Source organism: Rhodococcus sp. T9N (assembly GCF_024436645.1).
Lineage (GTDB): Bacteria > Actinomycetota > Actinomycetes > Mycobacteriales > Mycobacteriaceae > Rhodococcus_F > Rhodococcus_F qingshengii.
Window position 1 is genome coordinate 148,821 of record NZ_JAMSKS010000012.1, and the last position, 25,459, is coordinate 174,279.

22 protein-coding genes are annotated in these 25,459 nt (G+C 64.0%); 15 read left to right on the top strand and 7 right to left on the bottom strand.

Features of this window, described 5'->3' with window-relative positions:
• Positions 1–46 precede the first annotated feature (46 nt).
• On the top strand, positions 47–1,339 hold the full coding sequence (locus M1L53_RS20010; RefSeq protein ID WP_054187740.1) for a M18 family aminopeptidase: 1,293 nt from the start codon (positions 47–49) through the stop codon (positions 1,337–1,339).
• A gap of 25 nt (positions 1,340–1,364) precedes the next feature.
• Here M1L53_RS20010 and M1L53_RS20015 read toward each other — a convergent pair whose 3' ends face one another.
• A complete protein-coding gene (locus M1L53_RS20015) occupies positions 1,365–2,342 on the bottom strand; it encodes a Dyp-type peroxidase (RefSeq protein WP_054187706.1) in 978 nt (325 codons plus the stop codon).
• Between the two features lie 250 nt (positions 2,343–2,592).
• On the opposite strand from M1L53_RS20015, the gene purL reads away from it, so the two are divergent.
• The 9 genes from purL (at position 2,593) to purM (ending at position 12,940) form a co-directional block, all read left to right on the top strand.
• The gene (purL, locus tag M1L53_RS20020) at positions 2,593–4,881 is read left to right on the top strand and encodes a phosphoribosylformylglycinamidine synthase subunit PurL (RefSeq protein WP_003940379.1); all 2,289 of its coding nucleotides are present in this window, start codon (positions 2,593–2,595) and stop codon (positions 4,879–4,881) included.
• 3 nt (positions 4,882–4,884) lie between these two features.
• Positions 4,885–6,669, top strand: coding sequence for an alpha/beta-hydrolase family protein (locus M1L53_RS20025; RefSeq protein ID WP_054187705.1), 1,785 nt, complete (start codon positions 4,885–4,887; stop codon positions 6,667–6,669).
• Positions 6,666–7,322 carry a CPBP family intramembrane glutamic endopeptidase gene (locus M1L53_RS20030; protein WP_042922288.1) on the top strand — a complete coding sequence of 219 codons (657 nt, stop codon included), beginning with the start codon at positions 6,666–6,668 and terminating at the stop codon, positions 7,320–7,322. The genes M1L53_RS20025 and M1L53_RS20030 overlap by 4 nt, the downstream gene beginning before the upstream one ends.
• Positions 7,322–7,711 (top strand): sterol carrier family protein, encoded by a 390-nt coding sequence (locus M1L53_RS20035; protein WP_007733822.1) that lies wholly within the window; start codon positions 7,322–7,324, stop codon positions 7,709–7,711. The genes M1L53_RS20030 and M1L53_RS20035 overlap by 1 nt, the downstream gene beginning before the upstream one ends.
• Positions 7,712–7,881: 170 nt before the next feature.
• On the top strand, positions 7,882–9,459 hold the full coding sequence (gene purF, locus M1L53_RS20040; RefSeq protein ID WP_003940541.1) for an amidophosphoribosyltransferase: 1,578 nt from the start codon (positions 7,882–7,884) through the stop codon (positions 9,457–9,459).
• Positions 9,460–9,603: 144 nt separating this feature from the next.
• A complete protein-coding gene (locus M1L53_RS20045) occupies positions 9,604–10,212 on the top strand; it encodes an AIM24 family protein (protein WP_003940441.1) in 609 nt (202 codons plus the stop codon).
• Between the two features lie 3 nt (positions 10,213–10,215).
• A complete protein-coding gene (locus tag M1L53_RS20050) occupies positions 10,216–10,893 on the top strand; it encodes an AIM24 family protein (protein WP_003939918.1) in 678 nt (225 codons plus the stop codon).
• Positions 10,894–10,906: 13 nt separating this feature from the next.
• A complete protein-coding gene (locus M1L53_RS20055) occupies positions 10,907–11,653 on the top strand; it encodes an AIM24 family protein (protein ID WP_003939813.1) in 747 nt (248 codons plus the stop codon).
• A 207-nt stretch (positions 11,654–11,860) separates the two neighbouring features.
• Positions 11,861–12,940, top strand: a complete 1,080-nt coding sequence (gene purM / locus M1L53_RS20060) for a phosphoribosylformylglycinamidine cyclo-ligase (RefSeq protein WP_003940225.1) — start codon at positions 11,861–11,863, stop codon at positions 12,938–12,940.
• A gap of 150 nt (positions 12,941–13,090) precedes the next feature.
• Here purM and M1L53_RS20065 read toward each other — a convergent pair whose 3' ends face one another.
• From M1L53_RS20065 to M1L53_RS20080, 4 genes are all read right to left on the bottom strand, one after another.
• Positions 13,091–13,294 carry a DUF3073 domain-containing protein gene (locus M1L53_RS20065; RefSeq protein WP_003940337.1) on the bottom strand — a complete coding sequence of 68 codons (204 nt, stop codon included), beginning with the start codon at positions 13,292–13,294 and terminating at the stop codon, positions 13,091–13,093.
• 202 nt (positions 13,295–13,496) lie between these two features.
• Entirely contained in the window at positions 13,497–14,450 is a 954-nt protein-coding gene (locus M1L53_RS20070) for an asparaginase (protein WP_054187704.1), read from the bottom strand.
• On the bottom strand, positions 14,447–15,115 hold the full coding sequence (locus M1L53_RS20075; RefSeq protein ID WP_042451408.1) for an MOSC domain-containing protein: 669 nt from the start codon (positions 15,113–15,115) through the stop codon (positions 14,447–14,449). The genes M1L53_RS20070 and M1L53_RS20075 overlap by 4 nt, the downstream gene beginning before the upstream one ends.
• Entirely contained in the window at positions 15,112–16,233 is a 1,122-nt protein-coding gene (locus M1L53_RS20080; protein WP_007733828.1) for a folate-binding protein YgfZ, read from the bottom strand. Before M1L53_RS20080 ends, M1L53_RS20075 begins: the two co-directional genes overlap by 4 nt.
• Before the next feature lie 79 nt (positions 16,234–16,312).
• Here M1L53_RS20080 and M1L53_RS20085 point away from each other — a divergent pair, with 79 nt between their 5' ends.
• The 5 genes from M1L53_RS20085 to cydC all read left to right on the top strand — a co-directional run bounded on the left by M1L53_RS20085 (position 16,313) and on the right by cydC (position 23,308).
• Entirely contained in the window at positions 16,313–17,176 is an 864-nt protein-coding gene (locus tag M1L53_RS20085) for an aminodeoxychorismate lyase (RefSeq protein ID WP_007733829.1), read from the top strand.
• A 154-nt stretch (positions 17,177–17,330) separates the two neighbouring features.
• Complete coding sequence (locus M1L53_RS20090; RefSeq protein ID WP_007733830.1) at positions 17,331–18,830, top strand: cytochrome ubiquinol oxidase subunit I; 1,500 nt, start codon at positions 17,331–17,333, stop codon at positions 18,828–18,830.
• Positions 18,831–18,839: 9 nt separating this feature from the next.
• A complete protein-coding gene (gene cydB, locus M1L53_RS20095; protein ID WP_003939727.1) occupies positions 18,840–19,883 on the top strand; it encodes a cytochrome d ubiquinol oxidase subunit II in 1,044 nt (347 codons plus the stop codon).
• A gap of 58 nt (positions 19,884–19,941) precedes the next feature.
• Complete coding sequence (gene cydD, locus M1L53_RS20100; RefSeq protein ID WP_054187703.1) at positions 19,942–21,630, top strand: thiol reductant ABC exporter subunit CydD; 1,689 nt, start codon at positions 19,942–19,944, stop codon at positions 21,628–21,630.
• Positions 21,620–23,308: a thiol reductant ABC exporter subunit CydC gene (cydC, locus tag M1L53_RS20105; protein ID WP_054187702.1), complete on the top strand. Its 1,689-nt coding sequence runs from the start codon at positions 21,620–21,622 to the stop codon at positions 23,306–23,308. Before cydD ends, cydC begins: the two co-directional genes overlap by 11 nt.
• Before the next feature lie 233 nt (positions 23,309–23,541).
• Here cydC and M1L53_RS20110 read toward each other — a convergent pair whose 3' ends face one another.
• Together M1L53_RS20110 and M1L53_RS20115 are read right to left on the bottom strand one after the other, a co-directional pair.
• On the bottom strand, positions 23,542–24,582 hold the full coding sequence (locus M1L53_RS20110) for a type IV toxin-antitoxin system AbiEi family antitoxin domain-containing protein (protein WP_054187701.1): 1,041 nt from the start codon (positions 24,580–24,582) through the stop codon (positions 23,542–23,544).
• Between the two features lie 144 nt (positions 24,583–24,726).
• Entirely contained in the window at positions 24,727–25,365 is a 639-nt protein-coding gene (locus M1L53_RS20115; RefSeq protein WP_039973378.1) for an FABP family protein, read from the bottom strand.
• Positions 25,366–25,459 lie beyond the last annotated feature (94 nt).

The window sequence follows — 25,459 nt, forward strand, 5'->3', positions numbered from 1 at the left end:
CGTGCCCACTGATTTCGCGGACACCGATTCGGGCATGATGAGGGGCATGACTTCTCAGACTTCTCGGACCGGGGCCGACGCAGACGGCTTGTGCAGCTTCGTCGATTCGTCACCGTCGCCGTTCCATGTGTGCGCGACGGTGGCGACCGAGCTGACGGCCGGCGGGTTCGTCGAAGTCCACGAAACGCAGTCGTGGCCAGCCGAGCCCGGACGGTACTTCCTCGTGCGAGGCGGTTCGCTGATCGCCTGGAGCACCGAGGGCGTGGGAAACGCCGCTCCGTTCCGGATTGTCGGAGGTCATACCGACAGCCCCAACCTGCGGGTCAAACAGCATCCTGACCTCACTTCGGCCGGGTGGCAGATGGTGGGCCTCGAACCGTATGGCGGTGCGTGGCTGAACTCCTGGCTCGACCGCGATCTCGGAATCTCCGGACGATTGAGTGTCCGGGTGGGAAACACTGTGGAGCAGAAGCTGGTTCGCATCGACGACCCGATTCTTCGTGTTCCGCAGCTGGCTATCCACCTGTCCGAAGATCGCAAGGGTGTGACGCTGGATCCGCAGAGGCACGTCAACGGAATCTGGGGCGTGGGTTCGAACCCCAAGTCGTTCATCGGCTTTGTCGCCGAGCGTGCGGGTGTAGCCGCGTCGTCGGTTCTCGGCTGGGAATTGATGACACACGACCTTGCGCCCAGCGCAGTCGTGGGGGTGGACAAGGAATTGGTCAGCGCCCCCAGGCTCGACAATCAGGGCACGTGTTATGCAGGGACACAAGCACTTTTGGCCGCGGCTGAGTCGCCCGGTCAGCAGGTCCCAGTGCTTGCTCTCTTCGATCATGAAGAGGTCGGCAGCATGTCCGATCGCGGAGCTTTCTCGGACCTGCTGAACACCGTGCTCGAGCGGATCGTGTTGGGACGCGGTGGTGGCCGCGAAGAATTCCTGCAGGCGATGGCCGGCTCGGTATGCGCGTCGGGCGACATGGCACACGCGACGCACCCCAATTACCCGGACCGCCACGAGCCCGCTCATCGGATCGAGATCAACGGTGGGCCGGTACTCAAGGTGAACCAGAACCTGCGCTACGCCACCGATGCGGCCGGTGCCGGCGAATTCGCGCTCGCGTGCGATCAGGCGGGAGTGCCGATGCAGCGCTACGTCCACCGCGCCGATTTGCCGTGCGGCTCCACCATCGGACCGATCACGGCATCACGCACCGGACTGTCCACCGTCGACGTCGGCGCGCCTCAGCTCGCGATGCACTCTGCCCGCGAGCTGATGGGCGCGGCAGATGTCCGCATGTATGCCGACGCGCTCGGTGCGTTCCTCACGCCGCGTAGTTAGAGGGTGGGTAGCTGGGAGCGGGCAGTCAAACGGCTGAGAGCCCAGCGGGTGCAGCCGGTAGATCCTCGAAGAAGTCGGCGCTCGGAGTGAAGAACATCGAGCCCGTCACGGCCGTCGAGAAATCGAGCAGACGGTCGTAATTGCCGCGAGGGTTGCCGAGAAACATGTTCTCGAGCATCCGTTCGGTGATCGCCGGCGTGCGGCAGTAGCCGATGAAAAAGGTGCCGATCTCGTCGTCGCCGAGGCTCCCGTACGGCATGTTGGCACGCAGGATCTCGAGAGCCTTGCCGTTCTCGTCCTTGATTGCGTTGAGGGCTACGTGCGAGTTTGCCGGCTTCACTTCGGACGTCATCTCGATGTCCTCGAGCTTGCTGCGTCCGATCACACGTTCCTGCTCGTCGACGGTGATTGCTTCCCAGTCCCGCATCTTGTGGACGTAGCGCTGGATATGGACGTAGCTTCCTCCGGTGAACGCAGGATCTTCGTCTCCGACAGTCACGGCGGCGACGGCGTCGCGGCCCACCGGATTTTCGGTGCCGTCGACGAAGCCGATGAGGTCTCGGTTCTCGAAGTACTGGAAGCCGTGAACCTCGTCGACCACCGTGGCTGCGCCGTGCAGTCGCTTCGTGATCTGCCGAGCCACCTCGAAACACGCATCCATGCTCATCGCGCGGATGTGGAAGAGCAGATCGCCGGGAGTCGACGGCGCCGAGTGAACGTCGCCCTGCAAAGCGGTGAACGGGTGCAGTAGCGCGGGGCGCGGACCGGCGAACAGTCGATCCCAAACCGACGAACCGATGCTTGTCACCACATCCAAACCTGATCCGGGGACGCGCAGCCCCACGGCGCGCTGCAGGCCGGCGACGTCGGCGAGTAGTTCTCGTGTGGTGTTCTCGCCACCCGGATTTACGGTCGCGACCAGGAAAATTGCAGCCGGAGTGAGGGGAGTGGTCACCGACTGGGACTGTGCCGTGAGGTCGGACTGACGAACATCCTGGGGCATGCGAGGCCTTTCGAGGGAGAGAGTGGGCCGGCCCTGACTTTAGGAAAACCGACCGGATCACCCAACCGGGGCGGGTGTGACGGGCGATACTTCGCAGGCCCGGAGGTGTTGCGGGTGCTGCCGTCTGCGGAAGTCGTCGGCCCACACCGATAGACTGTCCCCCGGCACGTTCTTTCGTTGGGCACATTCGTGGTGTCCCGCTCCGCGCCGGCTTGCCTCTTGACTCCCGTAGGGAAGGGACCACTCTCCAGTGTCTGCTCACCAGGTCGATACCGTCACGCACGCATCGGCTGATCCCGATGCCGCTCAGCCGTTCAAGGAGCTCGGTCTCAAGGACGACGAATACGCACGCATCAAGGAGATCCTGGGCCGCCGTCCCACGGACGCCGAACTGGCGATGTACTCGGTGATGTGGAGCGAGCACTGCTCGTACAAGTCCTCGAAGGTCCACCTCGGATACTTCGGCAAGACCACCACCGACGAGATGCGCGCCAACATGCTGGCCGGTATCGGTGAGAACGCCGGCGTCGTCGACATCGGTGACGGCTGGGCAGTCACGTTCAAGGTCGAGAGCCACAACCACCCGTCGTACGTCGAGCCTTACCAGGGTGCGGCGACCGGTGTCGGCGGCATCGTCCGCGACATCATGGCCATGGGTGCTCGTCCGATCGCCGTCATGGATCAGCTTCGGTTCGGTGCTGCTGACGCCCCCGATACCCGTCGCGTCGTCGACGGTGTCGTGCGTGGTGTCGGTGGATACGGAAACTCCCTCGGCCTGCCGAACATCGGCGGCGAGACGGTCTTCGACGAGTCCTATGCAGGTAACCCGCTGGTCAACGCCCTCGCTGCCGGCGTCATGCGCGTCGAGGATCTGCATCTGGCCTTCGCTTCGGGCGCGGGCAACAAGATCATTCTGTTCGGTGCTCGCACCGGTCTCGACGGAATCGGCGGCGTCTCGGTCCTCGCGTCGGCGACGTTCGACGACGAGGGTGGAGACACCGGCGGACGTAAGAAGCTGCCCGCGGTTCAGGTCGGCGACCCGTTCACCGAGAAGGTGCTCATCGAGTGCTGTCTCGACCTCTACAAGGCCGGCCTCGTCGTCGGCATCCAGGACCTCGGCGGCGCCGGGCTGTCCTGCGCCACCTCCGAGCTGGCTGCGGCCGGCGACGGCGGCATGCACATCAACCTCGAGAAGGTTCCGATGCGCGCCACCGGAATGACCCCGGCCGAGGTGCTCTCAAGCGAATCGCAGGAGCGCATGTGCGCCGTGGTCACGCCCGAGAACGTCGATGCGTTCATGGAGGTCTGCAAGAAGTGGGACGTCCTGGCCACCGACATCGGCGAGGTCACCGACGGTGAGCACCTCACCATCTCCTGGCACGGCGAGACCGTCGTCGACGTTCCCCCGCGCACCGTCGCGCACGAGGGTCCGGTTTACCACCGCCCCGTCGAGCGTCCGGCAACGCAGGATGCCTTGATCGCGAATACGACGGCCGGACTGAAGCGTCCCGAAACCGACGCCGAGCTCGAAGCGACCCTGCTGAAGATGATCGCCTCGCCTGCCCTGTGCAGCCGCAAGTGGATCACCGAGCAGTACGACCGCTACGTCCGCGGAAACACCGTCCTGGCCGAGAACGCCGACGGCGGTGTCATCCGCATCGACGAGAAGACCGGACGCGGGATCGCACTGTCCACCGACGCTTCGGGCCGCTACACCGCGCTCGACCCGTACACCGGTGCGCAGCTCGCGTTGGCCGAGGCTTTCCGCAACGTGGCAGTCACGGGCGCAACGCCCAAGGCCGTCTCCAACTGCCTGAACTTCGGTTCTCCCGAGGACCCGGGTGTCATGTGGCAGTTCCAGCAGGCCGTTCGCGGCCTTGCCGACGGCTGCGCCACCCTCGGCATCCCCGTCACCGGCGGCAACGTCAGCTTCTACAACCAGACCGGATCCACGGCAATCCTGCCGACGCCGGTGGTTGCCGTCCTCGGTGTGATCGACGACGTTCACCGCCGCATCCCGACGGGCCTCGGACTCGAGCCCGGCGAGACGCTGATCCTGCTCGGCGACACCCACGACGAGTTCGACGGCTCCATCTGGTCGCAGGTCGAGCACGGTCACCTCGGTGGCGTGCCGCCGAAGGTCGACCTCGCCCGTGAGCAACTGCTCGCCGACATTCTGCTCGCCTCCTCGCGTGACGGTCTCGTCACCGCAGCCCACGACCTCTCCGAGGGTGGACTGGCCCAGGCTGTCGTCGAAGCCGCGCTGGCCGGCGAAACCGGTTGCCGCATCCTGATTCCCGAGGGCGCAGATCCGTTCGTGACCTTGTTCTCGGAATCGTCGGGACGCGTCCTCGTTGCAGTTCCTCGCACCGAGGAGACTCGCTTCACCGGTATGTGCACCGCCCGCGGCTTGCCGTGGACGCGTATCGGGGTCGTCGACGAGGGCAGCGACTCCGTCGAGGTCCAGGGACACTTCTCCGTCACGATGGCCAAGCTCCGTGAGGCCTTCGAGGGAACGCTGCCCGCACTGTTCGGGTGATAGATGGTCGATTCCGGAGAACTGACTTCTTCTGACAGCCAGCCGCAGGAACACCACCTGCGGCTGGCTGTTCCCGCACCCCTCGAGAAGCTCGACAACCGCTTCACCGAGTGGGCGTGGGGGCTCCTCAAACTCGACTTCACCGGCATCGCGTTTGCCGCGTTCTTCTTCTGCTGGTCGTTGACCCCTTCGCTGTTGCCGCGCGATTGGCTTTTCCAAGGTCTGATCGGCGGAATCAACTCGGCCATCGGCTACGGCGTCGGTACTGCGATCGGTTGGGCTGTCGAGCGATACCTGCTCAGCGGTCGACGGTGGTGGCCACTGCCCGAGCCGGTGCCTTCCGCGATCAAGGTCTTCGTTCCGGTCGCGTCCATCGTCGCGGCGATCATCATGCTGGTCTACGCGGCCGGGTGGCAACGTGAAATCGCGGCACTGACCGATGCCGAAGGCACGACCACTTCCGGCTACATCCGAACCCTCGGACTGAGCCTGCTCGTCGGTGGCCTGCTCATCTCGATCTGGCGGGTCCTCCACGATCTGGTGAAACTGATTGCCCGACAGCTGATGCGGCGGTTCCACTGGTCACGGTCGGTGGCAAATGGCGTCGGTGTCCTGGTTGTCACCGTCCTGTTCTTCATGCTGGTCGACGGCGTCCTGGTCCGCGGAATCTACGCCGCGACCAACTCGATCTTCAGTCTGCAGAACTCGACCACCCGCGACGGCGTCGTCGAACCGCAGGATCCGATGAAATCGGGTAGCCCCGAATCAGCCGCTCCCTGGGACACATTGGGGTTCGAGGGACGAAACTTCGTCTCGCGCGGACTCGACGCGCAGGAACTCGAAGCGGCAACCGGTAAGCCTGCGATGGATCCGATTCGCGTATATGCCGGACTTGAAAGCGCCGAAGGTCCCGAAGAGCGTATGGATCTGGTCATCAAGGAGCTGGAGCGAACCGGCGCCTTCCAACGCAAGGTCCTCGTGGTCATTCCGACGACGGGTACGGGGTGGGTCAATCCCACTGCGGCACAGGCAATCGAACTTGTGCATGACGGCGACACTGCTCTTGTCGCCAGCCAGTACTCGTACCTGCCGAGTTGGATCTCGTTCCTCGCCGACCAGGAGAAGGCGCAAGCTGCCGGACGCCTGTTGATCGAGCGGGTACACGAAAGATGGCTCCAGGAACCGGAAGCCACCAGGCCGAAGTTCATGGTCTACGGCGAGAGCCTCGGCGTCATGGCCGGCGCCGGAGCCTTCGACACACTGCAGGCGGCACGCGATACCGCCGACGGAATTCTGTGGGTGGGCCCGCCGAACGCGACACAGTTGTGGCGTTCGATCGAGAAGAGGCGCGATCCAGGCACTCCCGAAGTAGCTCCTGTCTACGCGGACGGCTTGGCCGGTGTGCGGTTCGCGGATCGCTCCGAAGACATTCCGACCGACGGGATGACGTGGCCGCAGCCGCGGGTTCTGTTTGTCCAGCACCCTTCCGATCCAGTGGTGTGGTGGTCACCCGACCTCATGTTCAATCGGCCCGAGTGGCTCAAGGAAGTGCCCGGTTTCGACCGCTCGCCGTCGATGAAATGGTTCCCGGTCGTGACGTTCTGGCAGGTGTCTGCAGACCTCGGTAACGCCGCGGGAGTTCCGGACGGCCATGGTCACAATTACGGAACCTCCGTTCTGGACGCCTGGATCAGCGTCGTCCAGCCCGAGGGATGGACGGCCGCAGAAACCGAGCGAGTGCGGTCGGCATTGGTTGTCGCCGTGAAATCAGAGGGCCCCGAGAAGTGAGGGGAGTCGCCTCGATCGCGCTCTCCGCTACCGCGATCACCTGGAGCAACGTCGTGCTTCCGGCATTCGGTCTTTCGCCCCGAGCCCGCGCCGTGGTCAACACTGCGGCCGGTCTGTCGGCCATCGGAGTCCTACTCGCACGTGGTTACACCCGCGAGGAACTCGGCTTGGCGCACACCGGCATTCGTGGTGGTGCTCAGTTCGGCGGAGCCGCGGCGGGGGCGGTCCTCACCGGCTACAGCGTCGCTTTGGCCGTTCCGTCCTTGCGCGCGACTCTCGCTGCCGACGAGCGAGCAGACGGCCGCGAAGACTTCCTCGAATGGATCATCCTGCACATCCCGTTCGGGACGGTGCTCTCCGAGGAACTGTTGTTCCGCAGCGCGATGTCCGCGGTCTGGAACCGCGAATTGAACAGGCCGACCGCGCAGGCCGTTCACGCACTGACCTTCGGGCTGTGGCACGTCGCCCCCGCCCGCGGCGCCGGCGACAACGTTCCCGCAGCAGTGGCGTTCACCGGCGCTTCGGCATTGCTGTTCGAGTGGCTGCACCGCCGTGGCGGCAGCGTACTTGCCCCCGCCCTGCTGCACCTGGCCACGAATGCCGGTGGCGCACTTGCCGTTCGTATCGCTACTCGCAGACAGGGAGTGAACTGATGCCGCCCCGCCGCGCCGTCGACCCCGCCGAATTTCGTGCCGCCGTCCTGGCCGTCGGCCCGTGGCTTCGAGATCCGGAACTGCCGAAGCCTTCGCGCAGTGAACTCGGTGCGGCAGTGAAGATGAGTGCGCGCACTCTCGAACAGATCGCCCCCGGATCGAGCGTCGAGGTGCGGGTCCCACCGTTTGTTGCGGTGCAATGCATCGAAGGTCCGCGTCACACGCGCGGAACCCCGCCCAACGTCGTCGAGACGGACGCTCGGACGTGGTTGCAGATGGTCACCGGATTGCTCGAGTTCTCCGAGGCCTCAGGTGACGGAAGAGTCGACGCCTCAGGTAGCCGCGCTCCCGAAATTGCGCACTGGCTCCCACTGCTGCGGTTGACCTAGCAACAGAGGGGTTGGCGCAGCAACAGAGTGGTTGACGCAGTAACAGTGAGAGACCATCCGGTTCGCTTCGGCGTGATCTGAGAGCCAAGGCAGCCCTCAGGGGAAGTGAGTCCCAAAATGGCCGTAGACTGTGGATGCCCCCCAACCCCTGCCCACAAAGGGAGCGCCCGGTGACTCGTGCCGATCTGTCGGTCAACAGTCCAAATCTCCTCGCTTCGAACCCGTCCGACGAGGACGAGAACGAGCCCCGCGAAGAATGCGGTGTATTCGGCGTCTGGGCGCCGGGAGAGGATGTGGCGAAGCTCACTTATTACGGCCTGTACGCACTTCAGCACCGTGGTCAAGAAGCTGCCGGCATTGCGGTAGCCGACGGCTCCCAGGTGTTGGTGTTCAAGGATCTCGGCCTGGTCAGCCAGGTATTCGACGAGCAGACCCTCGCAGCGATGCCAGGTCACGTCGCCGTCGGACATTGCCGTTACTCCACCACCGGTTCCACGACGTGGGAGAACGCGCAGCCCATCTTCCGTACCACCACTGCCGGAACCGGCATCGCGCTCGGCCACAACGGCAACCTGGTCAACACCGCTGAACTCGCGAGCCGCACCCGTGCAGCCGGCCTGGTCAACGACAAGCGCCCCAACGCAGCGACTTCCGACTCCGACCTCATCGGTGGTCTCCTGGCACACGCTGCCGGCGACAGCACCATCGAACAGGCCGCAATGGAATTGCTTCCCACGTTGGAGGGCGCGTTCTGCCTCACCTTCATGGACGAGCACACGCTGTACGCAGCGCGCGATCCGCACGGCATCCGCCCGCTCTGCCTCGGTCGACTCGACCGCGGTTGGGTAGTCGCCAGCGAGACGGCAGCCCTCGACATCGTCGGTGCGTCGTTCGTTCGCGACATCGAACCCGGTGAGCTGCTTGCGATCGACGCCGACGGCGTTCGCTCCTCACGTTTCGCGAATCCGACGCCCAAGGGATGTGTCTTCGAGTACGTCTACCTTGCCCGTCCCGACAGCGTCATCGGTGGCCGTTCGGTCCACTCGACCCGCGTCGAGATCGGCCGTCTGCTCGCCAGCGAGCATCCCGCCGAAGGTGACTTGGTCATCCCCGTTCCCGAGTCCGGCACCCCCGCAGCCGTCGGATACGCACAGGGCTCAGGCATCCCCTACGGCCAGGGTCTGATGAAGAACGCCTACGTGGGCCGTACCTTCATCCAGCCGTCGCAGACGATCCGTCAGCTCGGTATCAGGCTCAAGCTCAACCCGCTCAAGGAAGTCATCCGCGGCAAGCGCCTTGTGGTGGTGGACGATTCGATCGTCCGCGGTAACACTCAGCGTGCGCTCATCCGGATGCTCCGCGAAGCCGGCGCCCTTGAAATTCACGTCCGTATCGCCTCGCCGCCGGTCAAGTGGCCCTGCTTCTACGGCATCGACTTCGCCTCACCGGCCGAATTGATTGCCAACGGCGCGGGCGGACAGGATGCGACGTTCGAGGAGATGCTCGACGGTGTGCGTCGTTCCATCGGAGCGGACACCCTCGGATACATCTCCACCGAGGGCATGATCGCCGCCACCGAGCAGCCGGCCAGCCGTCTGTGCGCCGCGTGCTTCGACGGGACCTACCCGATCGCGCTTCCCAAGGAAACGTCGATCGGCAAGAACGTCCTCGAGGGGATGCTCGAGAGCACCGCAGGTTCGACGGCCACTCGCGACAACGACAATGCGAGCGCGCTCAGCCGCCCCTGAACATCAGAATCGTTGAAATTCGACAGCCGAGAATCTGCCGTCCACAGCATGTGGGCGGCAGATTTTCTGTTCACGACTTTCTGTTCCACGACACGGCATACGTCGTGAGCATCTGGCATAGTGCCCTCCGTGGCGCAACTGAGAATGGATGGGCACCGGGTCCTGGTCGCAGACCTGGTGGGGGACACCATCAAAGCGATCAACGGCTCGATGGTGGCGTACGAGGGTGCGATTACCTTCAAGAACGCCGGAATGGGCGGTGGCGGTGGGTTACGTGCCGCGCTGAAACAGAAGGCGGCAGGTGAATCACTGTCCCTGATGGAAGTCAGCGGTCAAGGCACCGTCTACTTCGCGGTCGACGCCCAGGACATCACGATTATCGAGCTCAACAACGACGCTTTGCACGTCGAAGCCTCGCAATTGCTCGCATTGGTCGGCCAACTGCGAACCGACGTGAAATTTGCCGGTCTCCGCGGCGCAGGTTCCGGACAGGGCTTGTTCACGACGGTCGTCAGCGGCACCGGTCTGGTGGCCGTGCTGTCGAAGGGCGGACCGATCATCGCGCTCGAAGTCAGCCCGCAGTATCCGCTGGTTGCCGATCCCGACGCATTCGTCGCTCACCGTGGCCAGCTGAACCAGAGCTTCGTCACCGACGTCACCTGGCGTTCTGCGATCGGCGGTGGCAGCGGTGAAGCGTTCTCGCTGCGATTCGACGGATCCGGAGTCGTCTACATCCAGCCCGAGGAGCGCTGAACCATGCCGTTGGAATTGGTGAACAGCAAGGTCGTCAAGTCGACCCTCGCGCCGGGCCAGAACGTGCTCGCCCGCACCGGGTCGATGCTCTACTACACCGGTGACGTCCGCTTCATCCCGCACAGCATGGGCGGTGGGCCCGGCGCCATGCCGAACATGGGCGGTATCGCCGGGATGGCCGGCCGCATGATGTCCGGCGAGCATGCACGCATGATGGCGGCCGAGGGAAACGGTGAGGTCTTCTACGGGCATGCCGGCTTGTACGTCGAGGTCATCCACCTCGACGGTTCGTCGATGCTCACCGTCGAAGCCGACCGACTCCTCGCACACGACGGTTACCTCCAGAGTTCGATAGTCGCTCTCACGTCGCAGGGCGGCGTGCGCGGAGCAGTACGCGGCGCCATGACCGGTCAAGGACTGTTCACGACGCAGTTGCACGGCCAGGGAAGCGTCGCGGTTCTCTCGCACGGGGGTGCGATTCCGTTGCAGGTCGGTCCGAACAATCCTCAGGTCGTCGTCGACCCGCAGGCATACGTGTGCCACATCGGTCAGATCAACGTCGACATCTCCGCGAACGTCGGTTGGCGCGAGGCCGTCGGCAAGGGCTCGGGGGAGTCCATCCAGCTGAAGATGACCGGCGCCGGCACCGTCTGGGTCCAGGCGTCCGAGCAGAAGTTCTGAGAGGGCACAGAGCATGGGTATCGAAATTCACAATCCGGCAACTCTGCCCGCCAACGACAACGTCCCGGGCAACGACTACGCCTTCTGCGTCGAGATGGCCGGGCAGCCGTGGTTCACGTCCAAGGGCGCGATGATCGCGTACTACGGAAACATCAACTTCGAGCCGCTCGGGCGCACGAGCATGACGGCGATCGTCGCGGCCAGGTTCTCTTCACCGCTCTACGCGGACGACTGGGTGCTCGCTCAGGGACAGGGCAAGTTGATCCTCGGGGACCGCGGATTCAACATCAATTCCTACGACCTCGACGACGGCAACCTCACGATTCGCGCGGCCAATCTCCTCGCCTTCGAGACGAGCCTGGACCTCAAACAGTCCATCGTCCCAGGCTTTTTGACGCTACTGGGGACAGGCAAGTTCCTGGCGTCGTCCAATGGCCCGGTCATGTTCGCGGAGCCGCCGCTGCGCATCGACCCGCAGGCGTTGGTGGGTTGGGCCGACTGCCCGTCGCCGTCCCACCACTTCGACGCCGACTGGATGCAGAGCTTCCTGGGCGCGGTTCGCGGAAGCATGTTCGGCGCGAACACCGGTGAAGAACGCCAGTTCGATTTCACCGGAGCCGGGACGGTACTGATCCAGTCGAGCGAGAAGGTCGTCCACGACGGACACCTCCTCAAACACATCGAATCCGAGACGGTCGCACTCGGGCAGAACAGTCTGCGCGCACTGCACGCCTCGATCGGTGCGCGGCTGCAGAACTGACGTCTCGGGGTACGCGAGGTCTCACCGAGGGGGCCGGTCCGGTAGCGTATGGGCGTAATCGTCGGTATTTGTGTGCGCGCTCTGGGTCTCGAGTCGAACGATCCATCTCGCGTCACGAGGATTGCAAACACTTCACATTGCAAGACCACTTACCTGTGCACGAGCAATACGTGCTCGCGAGAAATACAAGGCTGGAGTAGTAACCCGATGACCGAGGACAGTCACCGCACCGCAGGCGCCTCCTACGCGGCAGCAGGAGTCGATATCGCCGCAGGCGACCGGGCGGTGGAACTCTTCGCCCCTCTGGCCAAGAAGGCCAGCCGCCCCGAGGTCATGGGTGGCCTCGGTGGTTTCGCCGGCTTGTTCTCCCTCAAGGGTGACTACAAGGAGCCGTTGCTCGCCGCATCGACCGACGGCGTCGGAACCAAGCTCGCTGTCGCGCAGGCGATGGACAAGCACGACACGGTCGGACTCGACCTCGTCGCCATGGTTGTCGACGACCTCGTCGTCTGTGGCGCCGAGCCGCTGTTCCTCCAGGACTACATCGCCGTCGGCCGGGTCATCCCCGAGCGCGTCGCGGAATTGGTCAGCGGAATCGCCGAGGGCTGCATCCAGGCCGGCTGCGCTCTCCTCGGCGGCGAGACCGCCGAGCACCCCGGCATCATGGCCGACGGTGACTACGACCTTTCCGCCACCGGTGTCGGCGTCGTGGAGGCAGAGAAGCTGCTCGGACCGGATCGCGTTCGCCCCGGCGACGTCGTCATCGCGATGGGTTCTTCGGGACTGCACTCCAACGGTTACTCACTGGCCCGCAAGGTCCTGCTCGAGATCGACCGCATGAACCTGAGCGCACACGTCGACGAGTTCGGCCGCACGCTCGGTGAGGAGCTGCTCGAGCCCACCAAGATCTACGCCAAGGACTGCCTGGCACTCGCTGCCGAGACCGACGTGCGCACGTTCTGCCACGTCACCGGTGGCGGCCTCGCCAACAACCTCGCGCGCGTCATGCCCAAGGGCTTGGTCGCCGAACTCGATCGCGGAACCTGGAGCCCCGCTCCGGTCTTCGCCATGATCGCGCAGCGCGGACGCGTCGAGCGCGCCGAGATGGAGCAGACGTTCAACATGGGCGTCGGCATGGTCGCCGTCGTCGCACCCGAGGACGTCGACCGCGCACTTGCCGTCCTCACCGCACGCCACATCGACTGCTGGACGCTCGGTAGCGTCAAGAAGGCGTCGGACGCCGCTGCAGAGCGTGCGTTCCTGGCCGGAGACCACCCGCGCTTCTAGACCGCAACGTCAGCTGCCCCATCGGAGAGATCCGGTGGGGCAGTTTTGTGTGTCCGTGCAAGCAGACGCGAGGCGGAAAATGGAACGCAAAAATGAGGAAGAGCGATCAGCTCTTCCTCATTTCACAGTCTGCGCGGTGGCAGTGCGCGGTCAACGCCGCCAGTCGTCGTAGTCGTCCTCTCGCGCATGCCCTTCCCTATCGGAAGTCTGGTCCGATCGGACACTGCTCCGATGCGAGTTGGTCGATCCACCTGCGAGCTCTCTTTGCAGGCTGTCGAAATCCGTGGTCGGTACGCTGTATTTCAATTCGCGTGCAACCTTGGTCTGCTTTGCCTTAGCCCGGCCGCGGCCCATGGCTGACCCCCTCGCGCTTTCGCGGGGCGGCCTGGGGAATTTGGCGGCCCCGTTTGAGTGTGTAAGTTTCCTGACACACACTCTAGCGTGGAAAAGTCGCTTCCGCTTCCACGAAGGCCTCACCGCCGTGTCTGATTGCTCTCACTATGGCCGCGAGCTGCCAGGATGCTGAAAGAACTCGTCAGAACTTTGTGAGAACTGCTCAGAAGTTTCCGGGAATTGCGCGAATCGTCCCCACTCGGGCGTCGCCGCCGAAGACCGGAGCGGATGCGAGAGCCGCCAACTCCTCGGTCCACTCGGTGTTCATCCGCTTGAGCAGAGCTGCCGCCAAGGGCAGGAGCGCCCGCTCGTGACCGTCGTCGATCTTGAGGGCGAAAGCGGAACCGTCGGGAAGCGCTCCGGCGTAGATGCCGTCGTATCCGGTCTTGGAGAACAGACCCGGCACGGCGGACATCAGGCGCTGATCGTTGCGGCCGGTGCCCGAGACGAGGAAGGGGTTCTCGCGGACCGCGTCGGCCACAGCTCGTTCGGGTGAGTCGGGCTCAGCCGAGGGCAGGCGTCCGAATGCCCGCGCCAGGTTCGTGAGCGAGAGCGGCACGATCGGGAGACCACAACCGTCGATGCCGAGTTCCTGCTCTTCCTCGCCGCTGAGATCGAAGATCGTCTCCTGGATCGCGAGTTGGAGGGGATGAGTCGGCTCCATGTACGTCTCGAGCGGCCAGTCGTTCACGACGCACGTGGCGAGCATCGCGGAGTGCTTGCCCGAGCAGGTCATGTAGATCGGGCTGGGAAGCTCGCCCGCTGCGATCAGTTCGGCTCGGGCCAGTTCGTTGCCCGGCAGATCGGAGGGGCACTGCAACTGGTCGACACCGAGTTGGTAGCGAGCGAGAAGCCCTGCGACCAGTTCGATGTGATCGGCCTCGCCCGCATGTGAGGACGACGCGACGGCCAGCTCTTCCGGGCTGGTGGGTGCAAAGCCGTTACGAAGCGCAGCGACGGCTTGCAGCGGCTTGTTCGCCGAGCGCGGGTAGATGGGTGTGTGAATTTCCCCGAGTCCGACAACGACCTCGCCGTCGGCGCCGAGAATGACGGCCGATCCGCGATGCACGCATTCGCGGAATCCGGAGCGGACCACTTCCACCAATTCGATACTCACGAGTGCACCTGCGCTTCTGCTTGTTCGATGAACCTCTGGACGCGCGCGGTGACGTTCGGTGCAAGGTCGGTGTGTTCTGCGAGGAGCCGTCGAAGCCGCTCAGGATCCGTTCCGGCGAAGACCTCTCGAACAGTCACTCCGTGATCCGGTACGTGGACTCGGGTGACCGAATCGCCCGCGGCGATCGTGCCGGTCCGGTTGACGCGAAGGTAGGCGCCGACGTCGGTCCGCTCGGTGAATCTTTTGACCCAGCCCTTTTCCGCGGCCCAGATGCCGAAGGTGCCGCACGGGACGCGGGGCGCGGTCACCTCGAGTTCGAGAACGTCCGACGCCTCGGCTCCGGTGATGTGCCAACGCTCGCCGATCACGGCGTCCGTGACGAGCATCCCGCTGATGTGAAGATTCTCGCCGAACCATCCGGGGCCGAGAGGTCGGCCCAATTCGTCCGACCAACGCTGCGCTTCGTCGCGCTGATACGCGTAGACAGCTTGGAAGGCACCGCCGTGGAACTCGGTGTCGCAGACGTAGTCGCCACCCAGACCGAGTCGTCCTACCGCGACGCGGCCGTCGACGGGACGCTTGTCGATCGCGGTACGGGGGACTCGCCTGACGCCACTGTCACGTTCGGTGTGGACGACGCAGACCGCGTCGACCATGCCCGTCACTTTCCGCGCAATCGGTTGACAGCCTCACGTCCGGCCTGGGGTGCGTCGTCCGCGACGATCGAATCCGGATCGATGGACGCAGCGCTGGGGCCGGCCATCAGTTCGGTGTCGACCGGGATGTTCCGCTTGATCAGAGCGAGTGCGATGGGGCCGAGCTCGTGATGATTGACGACGGTCCCGACGCGTCCGACGGCCCGTCCGCCCGCCGTGATCGGGTCACCCGGTTCCGGGACGGCTTCGGCGCTGCCGTCGAGGTGCAACATGACGAGATGGCGCGGGGGCTTGCCGAGATTGTGAACCCGGGCAACGGTTTCCTGACCGCGGTAGCACCCCTTGTCGAGGTGGACGGCGCCGTGCTCGGCCGGCCCACCGATCCAGTGGACCTCGTGCGGGATGGTCCGTTCGTCGGTGTCCAGTCCGAGGCGAGGCCTCGTCGCTTCGACGCGCAGTGCCTCGAAGGCCCAACTGCCGGCGGGCTTGGCGCCGGCATCGGTCAGCCTGGTCCACCACGCTGCCAGTTGCTCACGTGGGACGAGAAGATCGAAAGAGTTCTCGGTAGGCCACGGCATGCGGCGGACAAATCCGCCGTCGGCCAAGGCGTGAGCGTCGTAGGCCTCGGTGGGTGTCTGAACCTCGAGTGCGGCGAGGACAGTTGACGCTTCGGGTCCGATCAGGCTCAGGACCGCGAGTTCGTTGCCGTCTCGAGGTTCGGCCTTGGACCAGAACACCATCTTCTTCAAGAAGGAGAGAAGGTCGGGTCCGCGGTTCGCCTCGGTGTCGATCCAGGTGACACCTGCCAGGTCCGTCTGCACGAAGTGGTGCTCGACGCGTCCGTTGACGTCCAGGCTCAAGTTCTCGGCACTCTTGCCGTCGGGGAGCGCGGCGATGTGCTGGCTCGAAATCGTGTGCAGCCACGTGAGGCGTTCGTCGCCGGGAATGGCGATCACGAATCTGTGACTGCGGTCGACCACCACTGCTGCGCGCTGCGCGGTTCGCTGTTCGCCGAGGGGATCGCCGTAGTGCCACGCGACACCGATGTCGGCCGAACCGTCCGGTGCGGTGACCGCGCCGGGGGAAGTCAGAAGTGGGCTGTTGGGCACAAGAGCGTTGTCGACCACGAGACCAGTCTAGGAGTGTGGGCGGGATCGCGGTTACAGGGCGGCCCCGGCGGCTTGGCGGATCGTTAGGGTTGATGGCATGCCTGATCGCGTATTGGTGACTCTCGACCATGAGGTGCTCGATGCTGACGCACCGTTTCTGCACGCCGACGACCTGGCGGTGGTGCGCGGCGACGGAGTCTTCGAGACGCTGTTGGTACGCGACGGCCGCGCCCGGGTGGTCGAGGGACACCTGAGTCGACTGGTTCTGAGCGCGCGGGCACTCGGTCTGCCCGCTCCCGTTCTCGATGATTGGCGTCTGGCGATCGAGATGGCTGCCGAGGAGTGGGGGACCGAGAAGGAAGGCGCTCTTCGTCTTGTTCTGACCCGCGGCCGTGAGAGCGGTGACAAGCCGACGGCCTTCGTGATGGTCGGTCCGGTGGCCGATCGGGTCAGACAGGTCCGCGAATCGGGGTTGTCGGTGATGACTCTCGAGCGAGGTTTCTCTGTCGATCTCTCTGCCCGGGCACCCTGGCAGCTACTGGGCGCGAAGACGTTGTCGTACGCAACCAACATGGCAGCGCTTCGATATGCGGCGAATTTGGGTGCTGACGATGTGATCTTCGTCAGTTCCGAGGGCAATGTGTTGGAGGGGCCACGCTCGACGGTGGTGATCGTTCGGGACAGGACTTTGATCACACCGCCTCCCGCACAGGGCATTTTGATGGGCACTACGCAGCGCGCCCTGTTCGACGTTGCCGGCAGTGCTCGCTTCGATTGCCGATACGAAACCCTCCGACCTGCGGATTTGATTGCGGCCGACGGAGTGTGGATGGTTTCGAGCGTCACGCTGGCCGCACGCGTCCATACACTCGACGGGCTCACATTGCCAGAGCCGAAGGTCTCCGGGGAATTCGCGGAATTGGTTGAACGTGCAATTGATTCGGATTCAGCAGGGCGATAGGCGAATAGGAATCGCGACAGGTCTCTACTACATTTGGTAGTAGCAAAGTCCTGCGGTCCAAACCGGACAGCAGTACCGTGTCCGCAGGGGCCGAGCGACTGCCCGCGTCTCGAACCCCGAAGCCTGTCCCAGGGCCCTACTCTCGGAGTAGCCAATGGATACTTTGGACGTCTCCAGGTGGCAGTTCGGTATCACTACCGTCTACCACTTCATCCTTGTTCCGCTGACCATCGGACTTGCGCCGATGATCGCGATCATGCAGACGATGTGGGTGGTCACCAAAAAGGACCACTGGTATCGGCTCACCAAGTTCTTCGGCAAGCTTTTCCTCATCAACTTCGCACTCGGTGTAGCCACCGGCATCGTGCAGGAGTTCCAGTTCGGCATGAACTGGAGCGAGTACTCGCGATTCGTCGGTGACGTCTTCGGAGCTCCGCTCGCATTGGAAGGACTTGTCGCCTTCTTCATGGAGTCCGTCTTCATCGGACTCTGGATCTTCGGTTGGGGCAGGCTGCCCAAACTTGTACACCTGGCGTGCATTTGGCTCGTGGCGATCGGCGTCAACGCGTCGGCATTCTTCATCATCGCGGCCAACTCGTTCATGCAGCATCCGGTCGGTGCGACGTACAACCCTGAAACGGGTCGTGCCGAGCTCACCAGTATCTGGGAGCTGCTGACCAACAACACCGCTCTCGCTGCCTTCCCGCACGCGGTTGCCGGCGCCTTCCTGACAGCGGCGACGTTCGTCGCCGGCATCAGTGGTTGGTGGATGGTGCGGAACATGCGCCGCGCCAAGCAGGCTGAGGCCGCCGAAGCCGAGCGCCTCGAAGCCGATGCACGGACGATGTACCGCCCGGCAACACGATTCGCGTTGCTCGTCATGATCGTGGCCGGAATCGGCATCATCTATACCGGTGACGTCCAAGGCAAGCTCATGTTCCAGCAGCAACCCATGAAGATGGCGTCGGCGGAATCGCTGTGCGACACCGAGATGGATCCGGACTTCTCGATCCTCACTATCGGCACTCACAACAACTGTGACAGCGTGACGCACGTTCTGAAGGTGCCGTTCGTTCTTCCATGGTTGGCCGAGGGCAAGTTCACCGGCGTCGAACTGCAAGGCGTGAACCAACTGCAGGAGCAGGCGGAGCAGGACTTCGGACCGGGTAACTACCGACCGAATCTCTTTGTCACGTACTGGTCTTTCCGCGCCATGATCGGCCTCGCCGCCGGTTCGGCAGCACTGGCTCTCGCGGGACTGTGGGTCACTCGTAAGGGGCGGGTCCCGGACCAGAAGTGGTTCGGAATACTCAGCCTGGTCGCGATCCCCACTCCGTTCATGGCGAACAGCGCCGGTTGGATCTTCACCGAGATGGGCCGTCAGCCCTGGGTGGTGCATCCCAACCCGACCGGCGTCGACATGATCAGACTTACTGTCGACCAAGGTGTTTCGGACCACGCGTCGGCTACCGTCTGGGCTTCGCTGATCACCTTCACCCTGCTGTACGGAGCGCTGGGAGTCGTCTGGTTCAAGCTGATCGTGCGGTACGCGAAGGAAGGCCCGTTGGAGCACGACATGCATCCGCCGGGCGATACAGATCATGATGAGCCGGAAGATCCGGACAAGCCCAAACAACTGTCGTTCGCGTACTAGGAGGCGATCATGGGACTTCAAGAAGTATGGTTCGTGCTCGTCGCAGTACTGTTCATCGGTTACTTCGTCCTCGAAGGGTTCGACTTCGGTGTCGGAATGCTCATGCCGATCGTCGGCAGAGGCAGTGACCTCCCGGCCGATACGCGTCGACGGGTAGCGCTCAACACGATCGGCCCGGTGTGGGACGGCAACGAAGTGTGGCTGATCACCGCCGGTGGCGCGATGTTCGCGGCATTCCCGGAGTGGTACGCGACGTTGTTCTCCGGGTTCTATCTACCGCTGCTGATCATCCTGGTGGCCTTGATCGTTCGTATCTGTGCCATCGAATGGCGAAGCAAGATCGACGACGACAAATGGCGTCAGCGTTGCGACTGGGGCATCATCTTCGGCTCCTGGGTCCCGGCAGTTCTCTGGGGCGTGGCTTTCGCGAACATCGTTCGGGGCGTGGCGATCAACGCAGACAAGCAGGTCGAGTCGGGATTCTTCGATCTGCTCAATCCGTACGCGCTGCTCGGCGGTCTGACCACCGCGCTGGTGTTCGCTCTCCACGGTGCAGTGTTCCTGGCACTCAAGAGTGCCGACGAGGTTCGTGAAGATGCCGTGAAGATTGCTGCACGACTGGCAATTCCGGCTATTCCGGTCGCCGGCGGATTCGTCCTGTGGACGCAACTCGCCTACGGCAAGGGATGGACGTGGATTCTGGTAGCTGCCGCTGCTGCGGCACTGATCGGCGTCGTCTTCCTGACGCGGGCCGAGCGCGAAGGCTGGGCCTTCGTTCTCACCTGTGTGGCCGTCATCGCCACCGTCGTGCTGCTGTTCGCCTCGCTGTTCCCGAACGTCATGCCGTCGACGCTGGATCCGGCGTACAGCCTGACCATCGAGAACGCGTCGTCGAGTCCGTACACGCTCAAGGTGATGACGTGGGCCGCGGCATTCATGACGCCGGTGGTGATCATCTACCAGGGTTGGACGTACTGGGTGTTCCGACAGCGCATCTCCTCCAAGCAGATTCCGGCGTCGATCGGCCTGCGATTCAAGGAGAAGACGTGGTAGTGGCAAAACCGCAATCACACAAGATTCGAATCACGAAAGAACTGACGGTCGAATTCACGTGACTATCGAAGTAGGCGACGCTCCCACCACTCGGGAGCGTCGCCGGGGACCGATCGACCCGCGGCTGTGGCGACATTCCGCTTCTGCGCGCGGCTATCTGATCCTGACTGTTGCTCTGTCGATGGTGAACGTCGTGATGGTCATCGTCGCGGCGCTCATGATCGGCCGGGTGCTGGCCGGAGTGATCACCACTCGAACTGTGGATGTTTCCTCGTGGACAACCGAATTGGTTGTTCTCGCCGCAGCTGTGGCGGTCCGAGTTCTGGGGACTTGGCTGCAGACCAGGTATGCGCACCGGGCGTCGACTCGCGTCGTTGCCGAGATCAAGAACGGCGTGCTGACGTCGGCGACGGCGATGAGTCCTCGCGATCTGGATCCGCGGCGTGACGAGATCGCGACCGTGGTCACCCGAGGTGTCGACGGCCTTGGTCCGTACCTGACGGGATACCTTCCGGCCCTGGTCTTGTCGGTGACGCTGACACCCATCACCCTGATAGTCATTGCGGTGCAGGACATGACGTCTGCGGTCATCATCTTCGTGACGCTGCCGCTGATCCCCATCTTCATGATTCTGATCGGCCTGCTGACAAAGGGTAAGTCGGAGAAGACGCTGGCAGCGATGACCACGTTGTCTTCGCAACTGCTCGATCTCCTTGCCGGTTTGCCGACGCTGCGGGCGCTCGGTCGTCAGCAGGGTCCTGCCCAGCGCGTCCGTGAACTCGGTGACGCTCATCGGCGAACGACGATGTCCGCCCTCCGCGTTGCGTTCCTGTCCTCGATGGTGCTTGAACTGCTCGCAACGCTCTGCGTCGCGTTGGTGGCCGTGAGTATCGGCTTGCGACTGGTGTACGGCGACATGTCACTCGAGCCGGGGATAGTCGCGTTGATCCTCGCCCCCGAGGTGTACCTGCCACTTCGGATGGTGGGAACCCAGTTCCACGCCGCCGAGGACGGAATGGCGGCAGCCGACAAGGCATTCGAGGTTATCGAGGCGGATTCTGCCGCGCCGGAGGGTGGTAGCACGACGGTGGTCGCTCGAGGCGCCGACATCGTCTTCGACGGACTCGGTGTGGCCTCTCGTGGGGGAGTCGCACCGTCTCGACTTTCCGCCGTGGCATCGCCAGGGGCGATCACCGTGCTCACCGGTCCCAACGGCTGCGGCAAGTCGACGGCAGTGCACGCGCTGCTCGGGTTGATCGAACCGAGCAGTGGGCGTGTGACGGTCGCCGGCGTCGATGTCCGAGACCTGGACGAGCACGCGTGGTGGAGTCAGTTGGCCTGGCTTCCCCAGCATCCGGTCCTCCTACCCGGCACCGTTCGTGAAAATCTCGATCTCACCGGGGTCGTCGATGCGCAAGCATTGGCTCGCGCCGCTGCTGCGACGGGATTCGACGCGGTACTGGCCGAGCTGCCTGCGGGCGTCGAGACCGTGATCGGCGTCGGCGGTACAGGTCTGTCTTTGGGGCAGCGGCAACGGCTGGCACTGACACGCGTGCTTGCCTCGGACGGCGCAGTTCTTGTCCTGGACGAACCCACCGCTCACCTCGACTCGGATTCGGAAGGGACAGTGTTGGCTTCTCTGAGAGCACGGGCGGAGCGTGGCGACACCGTTGTCGTGATCGGCCACCGTCCGAGTGTGCTTGCCGCAGCTGACCGGATCGTCGAGGTGCGCGCTCATGAGAAGTGACGCTCACGATCCGCTTCTGCGTGCTCTGCGGCTACTGGAACTTCGGCCACGACGCGTACTGACGGCGGTAGCGGCGGGTGTGGCAACACTCGGTAGCGCACTCGCCTTGGCGGCGCTGTCCGCATGGTTGATCACGCGGGCTTGGGAGATGCCTCCCGTTCTCGATCTCAGTGTTGCGGTGGTTGCCGTACGAGCATTGGGGATCTCGCGTGGTGTCTTCCGCTATCTCGAACGATTGACGACGCACGACGTCGCGTTGCGCGGAACCACCGCGGCGCGATCGAGGATCTACCAGCAGTTGGCCGCAGGAGATCCCGCGGCAGCAGCCGGACTACGACGCGGTGACCTGCTCTCACGTACGGGCGCCGACGTGGATGCACTGGGCGACGTCGTCGTCAAAGCACTGATCCCGATTGCGGTCTCGATTGTCCTCGCGTTTGCTGCGGTGGGAATCCTGTTGTTCATCTCGGTTCCGGCCGCGCTCATTCTGGCCGTTGCGCTGGCGGTGTCCGGGATCGCGGCACCCTGGCTGTCGGCTCGTGCTGCTCGACTCGCCGAGGCCGACAGTTCTGCTGCCGCAGCGCGATTCAGTGAGTCCGCGGTGACCGCCCTCGACCATTCCGCCGAGCTCCGGGTATCGGGTCGCTTGGATCAGGCGGTGAGCGAGGCTGTGTCCGCCGAGAACGAGGTGGTCGATGCAACCGATCGCGCGGCGGTACCGAGTGCCTTTGCCGCCGCGGCGACGCCCCTGGCAATCGGCGTGAGCGTCCTCGGTGCCCTGTTGATCGGAATTACGCTGTACGGAACCACCGACATGTCACCGATGTCCATGGGAATCCTTGTACTGCTTCCGCTGTCGGCTTTCGAGGGAACCGCGATACTGCCCAGCGCGGCAGTTGCGTTGACCAAGGCGCGGCTGGCGTCGGCACGCATCATGGCGGTACTCGATCGAGCCGACGCCGAACACGTTGAAGGAAATCGTGCGTGGCCGGAGGACGGGGTCCTGAGTGTGCACGCGTTGCGGGCGGGTTGGCCCGGGGGAAAGGTGACCGAACCGCTGTCGGTGGATCTTCCTCGCGGTGCTCGTGTTGCCGTCGTCGGCGAGAGCGGATCCGGAAAGACCACCGCGCTGATGACGATGGCGGGACTGCTGCCGCCTATCGCGGGAACAGTGCGCGTTGGCGGAGTGGATGTTTCGGAAGTCGATCCGGCCGAACTGCGCAGGCACGTCGGGTACTTCGCCGAAGACGCACACCTCTTCGAGACGTCGGTCCTCGAGAACCTGCGCGTCGCGCGGGGTGACCTCACCGCCGAGGACGCGGAGAAGGCACTTGCCGCAGTCGGTCTCGGCGACTGGCTGTCGGAACTGCCGGACGGGCTCGACACCTACCTGGTCGGCGGCATGCGAGCGGTTTCGGGCGGTGAGCGTCGTCGGTTGCTGTTGGCGCGCGCGATCGTCTCGCCTGCGGAGGTGCTGCTGCTCGACGAGCCGACCGAGCACATGGACGCGGAGGCCGGCGATCAGTTGCTCCGCGAGTTGCTCAGTCGCGACGCAACGCTGGTCGATTCTTCGCGAACCGTTGTTGTCGTCACCCACCAACTTCCGGACGGCGCAGCAGCTGACCAGGTGATATGCGTCGGAAAAGTTTCTGTGGAAAATACGTTGCCGTCATCGTGAAGTGGGCGTACTTTCTCCTGTACACAAGGAAGGAGGTGGTCTGAAATTGAAGTACAGACGGACGCGTGAGGTGGCTGCCAGCTAGCCGCAATCGCTGATGGAATTCACTTACCGCGTGAGCGGCCGGCGAATCCCAGGCAGCCACCCGACCCCCGAGCCCCCGATCAGTCCGACCGGGATCCGCGCGAAAGCGTGGGTGTGGCTCGGGGGTCGCTTCGTGCTGTGCGCCTTTATCAACCCCCGGCGGTTAATAAAGGCGCACAGCGTGGACAAGGATTAGGCCCCCACCATCCACCGCGCTCGAGGATGGCTCTGACCTCGGCTGCAGTTCGGCACGAGGCCCCCTCCACATCCTCCCAACCGAAGACCAGTGTGGCGTTGCCTGACAGTTCGGATGCGTTTCCTCGCCGACGATCACGCAGTGCAGTCGCCCGAGAAGAGTGGAAGGCAAATCCGTCGAGTCGAACGATCAGTGCGACACCGCAATTGCGGTAGTCGACGTCCTCGTAGAGAGTTCTCCCATCGACGAGGACCGGCGATTGCCGTCGTGCTTCCGGCAAACCGTGTGCTCGCTCGACCTCGATTGCGTAGCGATGCTCGAGTACCGACTGGACACCGCGATCCAACAGGTCCAATGTCGAGGACAGCGCTTTGACATATCGCCTCGGCCGTCGGCATTCCATTCGGGTGCGCAATTCCATCCGTGACACTTTGCACGCCGTGGCCGAGCGAACCAGAGAACGAGCGGCGTCGCGAGCCGACGGCTCTGCAACCGCCAGGTCAATTGCGGTGTCGGCCAGCGAAGTACGAGCAGGCTGAGTGGCAACGCCGATGTGGGCCTGAGCGCGTGAACGATGAACGATCACTCCGGGATGGGCAGTGGACCACCCCAACGGAACGGGGCGCGCCGGGGAGCGTTCGGGTCTGACCGTCGGACTCTGACAGCGGGAGGATCTGCCGTATCGGACCGTGATGTGGACCGGCAGTTCGGACTCGATGTGCGTGAGTCCCCACTCTTCAGCTGCCGTCCGGTGACTCAGGTAGGTCTCTCCGCCGCCGAACAGCAGTGCGGCCTCGAGAATCATTGCTCGGTTGAGTGGGCCGTTGGTGCTGGATTGAACGCCGTGGAGGACGGAAGTCCATTGACCCGATTCGACCAGATGTTGGATGCGCCGCGGTGAATAGCCGAAAGGGCGTAGTTGTTTATTGGTCGCGAGTCCGTGTTGGAAGTCGAAGAGTCTTCGGAGATCAGGATCGATGTAGTCGCAGCTCATGCGAATACCGTGAGATCGCGGTCCGACAGGAATCGGTCGAAACTGCCGCTCCAGAGCCCGCCTGTGGAATTTGTCGGTGCCTGTGGATAAATCTGCTGTGCGCCTTTATTAACCGCCGGGGGTTAATAAAGGCGCACAGCAGAGCTAGCCGATGTAGCGCGTCAGGCGGGCCGAGAGACGCGGTTCCAGGCCACCGTCAGACATGATCCGCTCTTCGACGTACGCGAGGTCGCCGCCTTCGACGATGCCGTACAGACGCTTCGCGCCGCCGTACAGTGCACCGGACTGGCTGCGGATCACCACGTCGGTGGCAAGTTCCCACGACGCCTGGGTGAGTGCGCGCCCGTAGTACATTTCGACGACACCGGAGCTGTGGCTGAGCAGGAGTTCGACCACTTCCTGGTTGACGCTGCCCGGGATGCCGTCGCCGCCCATGCGCCAGTAACCGCTCTCGCGCAGATCGGGGCTCACGTACTTGCCCTCGGCGTCGAGGCGCCAGGACCGGGACTCCCAATTGAGGTACGGGCCGCCGTCGTGCGAGATGACGATCTGCTGACCGAAGGCGTAGTCGCCGTTCTCGTCGTGTCCTTCACCTTCGCCGCGCCAGACACCGACGAGGGGGAGAAGCGCGAGGAGTTCGGGATTGATATCCGGGCCGAGGCGCAGGTTTGCGGTGTCCTCCGGCAACGGAAGGTCCGGCAGGGTCGGAATGTTGAGCGACGCCGTCGACTTGGAGCGCTCGACGGCGATGGCGACAGCTTCGTCCCCGCTGCCGCGCCTCACGGCACCTGCAGCGGCGGAATCGTCAGCGGTCGCGTCGGACCCTGAATCCGGAGCCTGACTCACGACTCGTCGGTGACCAAGCGGTACACGACGT

Bases quoted from the DNA above. Each gene is read 5' to 3' on its own strand.
- M1L53_RS20010 (WP_054187740.1), top strand. From the start codon at position 47: ATGACTTCTCAGACTTCTCGGACCGGGGCCGACGCAGACGGCTTGTGC.
- M1L53_RS20015 (WP_054187706.1), bottom strand. From the start codon at position 2,342: ATGCCCCAGGATGTTCGTCAGTCCGACCTCACGGCACAGTCCCAGTCG.
- M1L53_RS20025 (WP_054187705.1), top strand. From the start codon at position 4,885: ATGGTCGATTCCGGAGAACTGACTTCTTCTGACAGCCAGCCGCAGGAA.
- M1L53_RS20035 (WP_007733822.1), top strand. From the start codon at position 7,322: ATGCCGCCCCGCCGCGCCGTCGACCCCGCCGAATTTCGTGCCGCCGTC.
- M1L53_RS20045 (WP_003940441.1), top strand. From the start codon at position 9,604: ATGGATGGGCACCGGGTCCTGGTCGCAGACCTGGTGGGGGACACCATC.
- M1L53_RS20050 (WP_003939918.1), top strand. From the start codon at position 10,216: ATGCCGTTGGAATTGGTGAACAGCAAGGTCGTCAAGTCGACCCTCGCG.
- M1L53_RS20055 (WP_003939813.1), top strand. From the start codon at position 10,907: ATGGGTATCGAAATTCACAATCCGGCAACTCTGCCCGCCAACGACAAC.
- purM (WP_003940225.1), top strand. From the start codon at position 11,861: ATGACCGAGGACAGTCACCGCACCGCAGGCGCCTCCTACGCGGCAGCA.
- M1L53_RS20065 (WP_003940337.1), bottom strand. From the start codon at position 13,294: ATGGGCCGCGGCCGGGCTAAGGCAAAGCAGACCAAGGTTGCACGCGAA.
- M1L53_RS20085 (WP_007733829.1), top strand. From the start codon at position 16,313: ATGCCTGATCGCGTATTGGTGACTCTCGACCATGAGGTGCTCGATGCT.
- M1L53_RS20090 (WP_007733830.1), top strand. From the start codon at position 17,331: ATGGATACTTTGGACGTCTCCAGGTGGCAGTTCGGTATCACTACCGTC.
- cydB (WP_003939727.1), top strand. From the start codon at position 18,840: ATGGGACTTCAAGAAGTATGGTTCGTGCTCGTCGCAGTACTGTTCATC.
- cydC (WP_054187702.1), top strand. From the start codon at position 21,620: ATGAGAAGTGACGCTCACGATCCGCTTCTGCGTGCTCTGCGGCTACTG.
- M1L53_RS20110 (WP_054187701.1), bottom strand. From the start codon at position 24,582: ATGAGCTGCGACTACATCGATCCTGATCTCCGAAGACTCTTCGACTTC.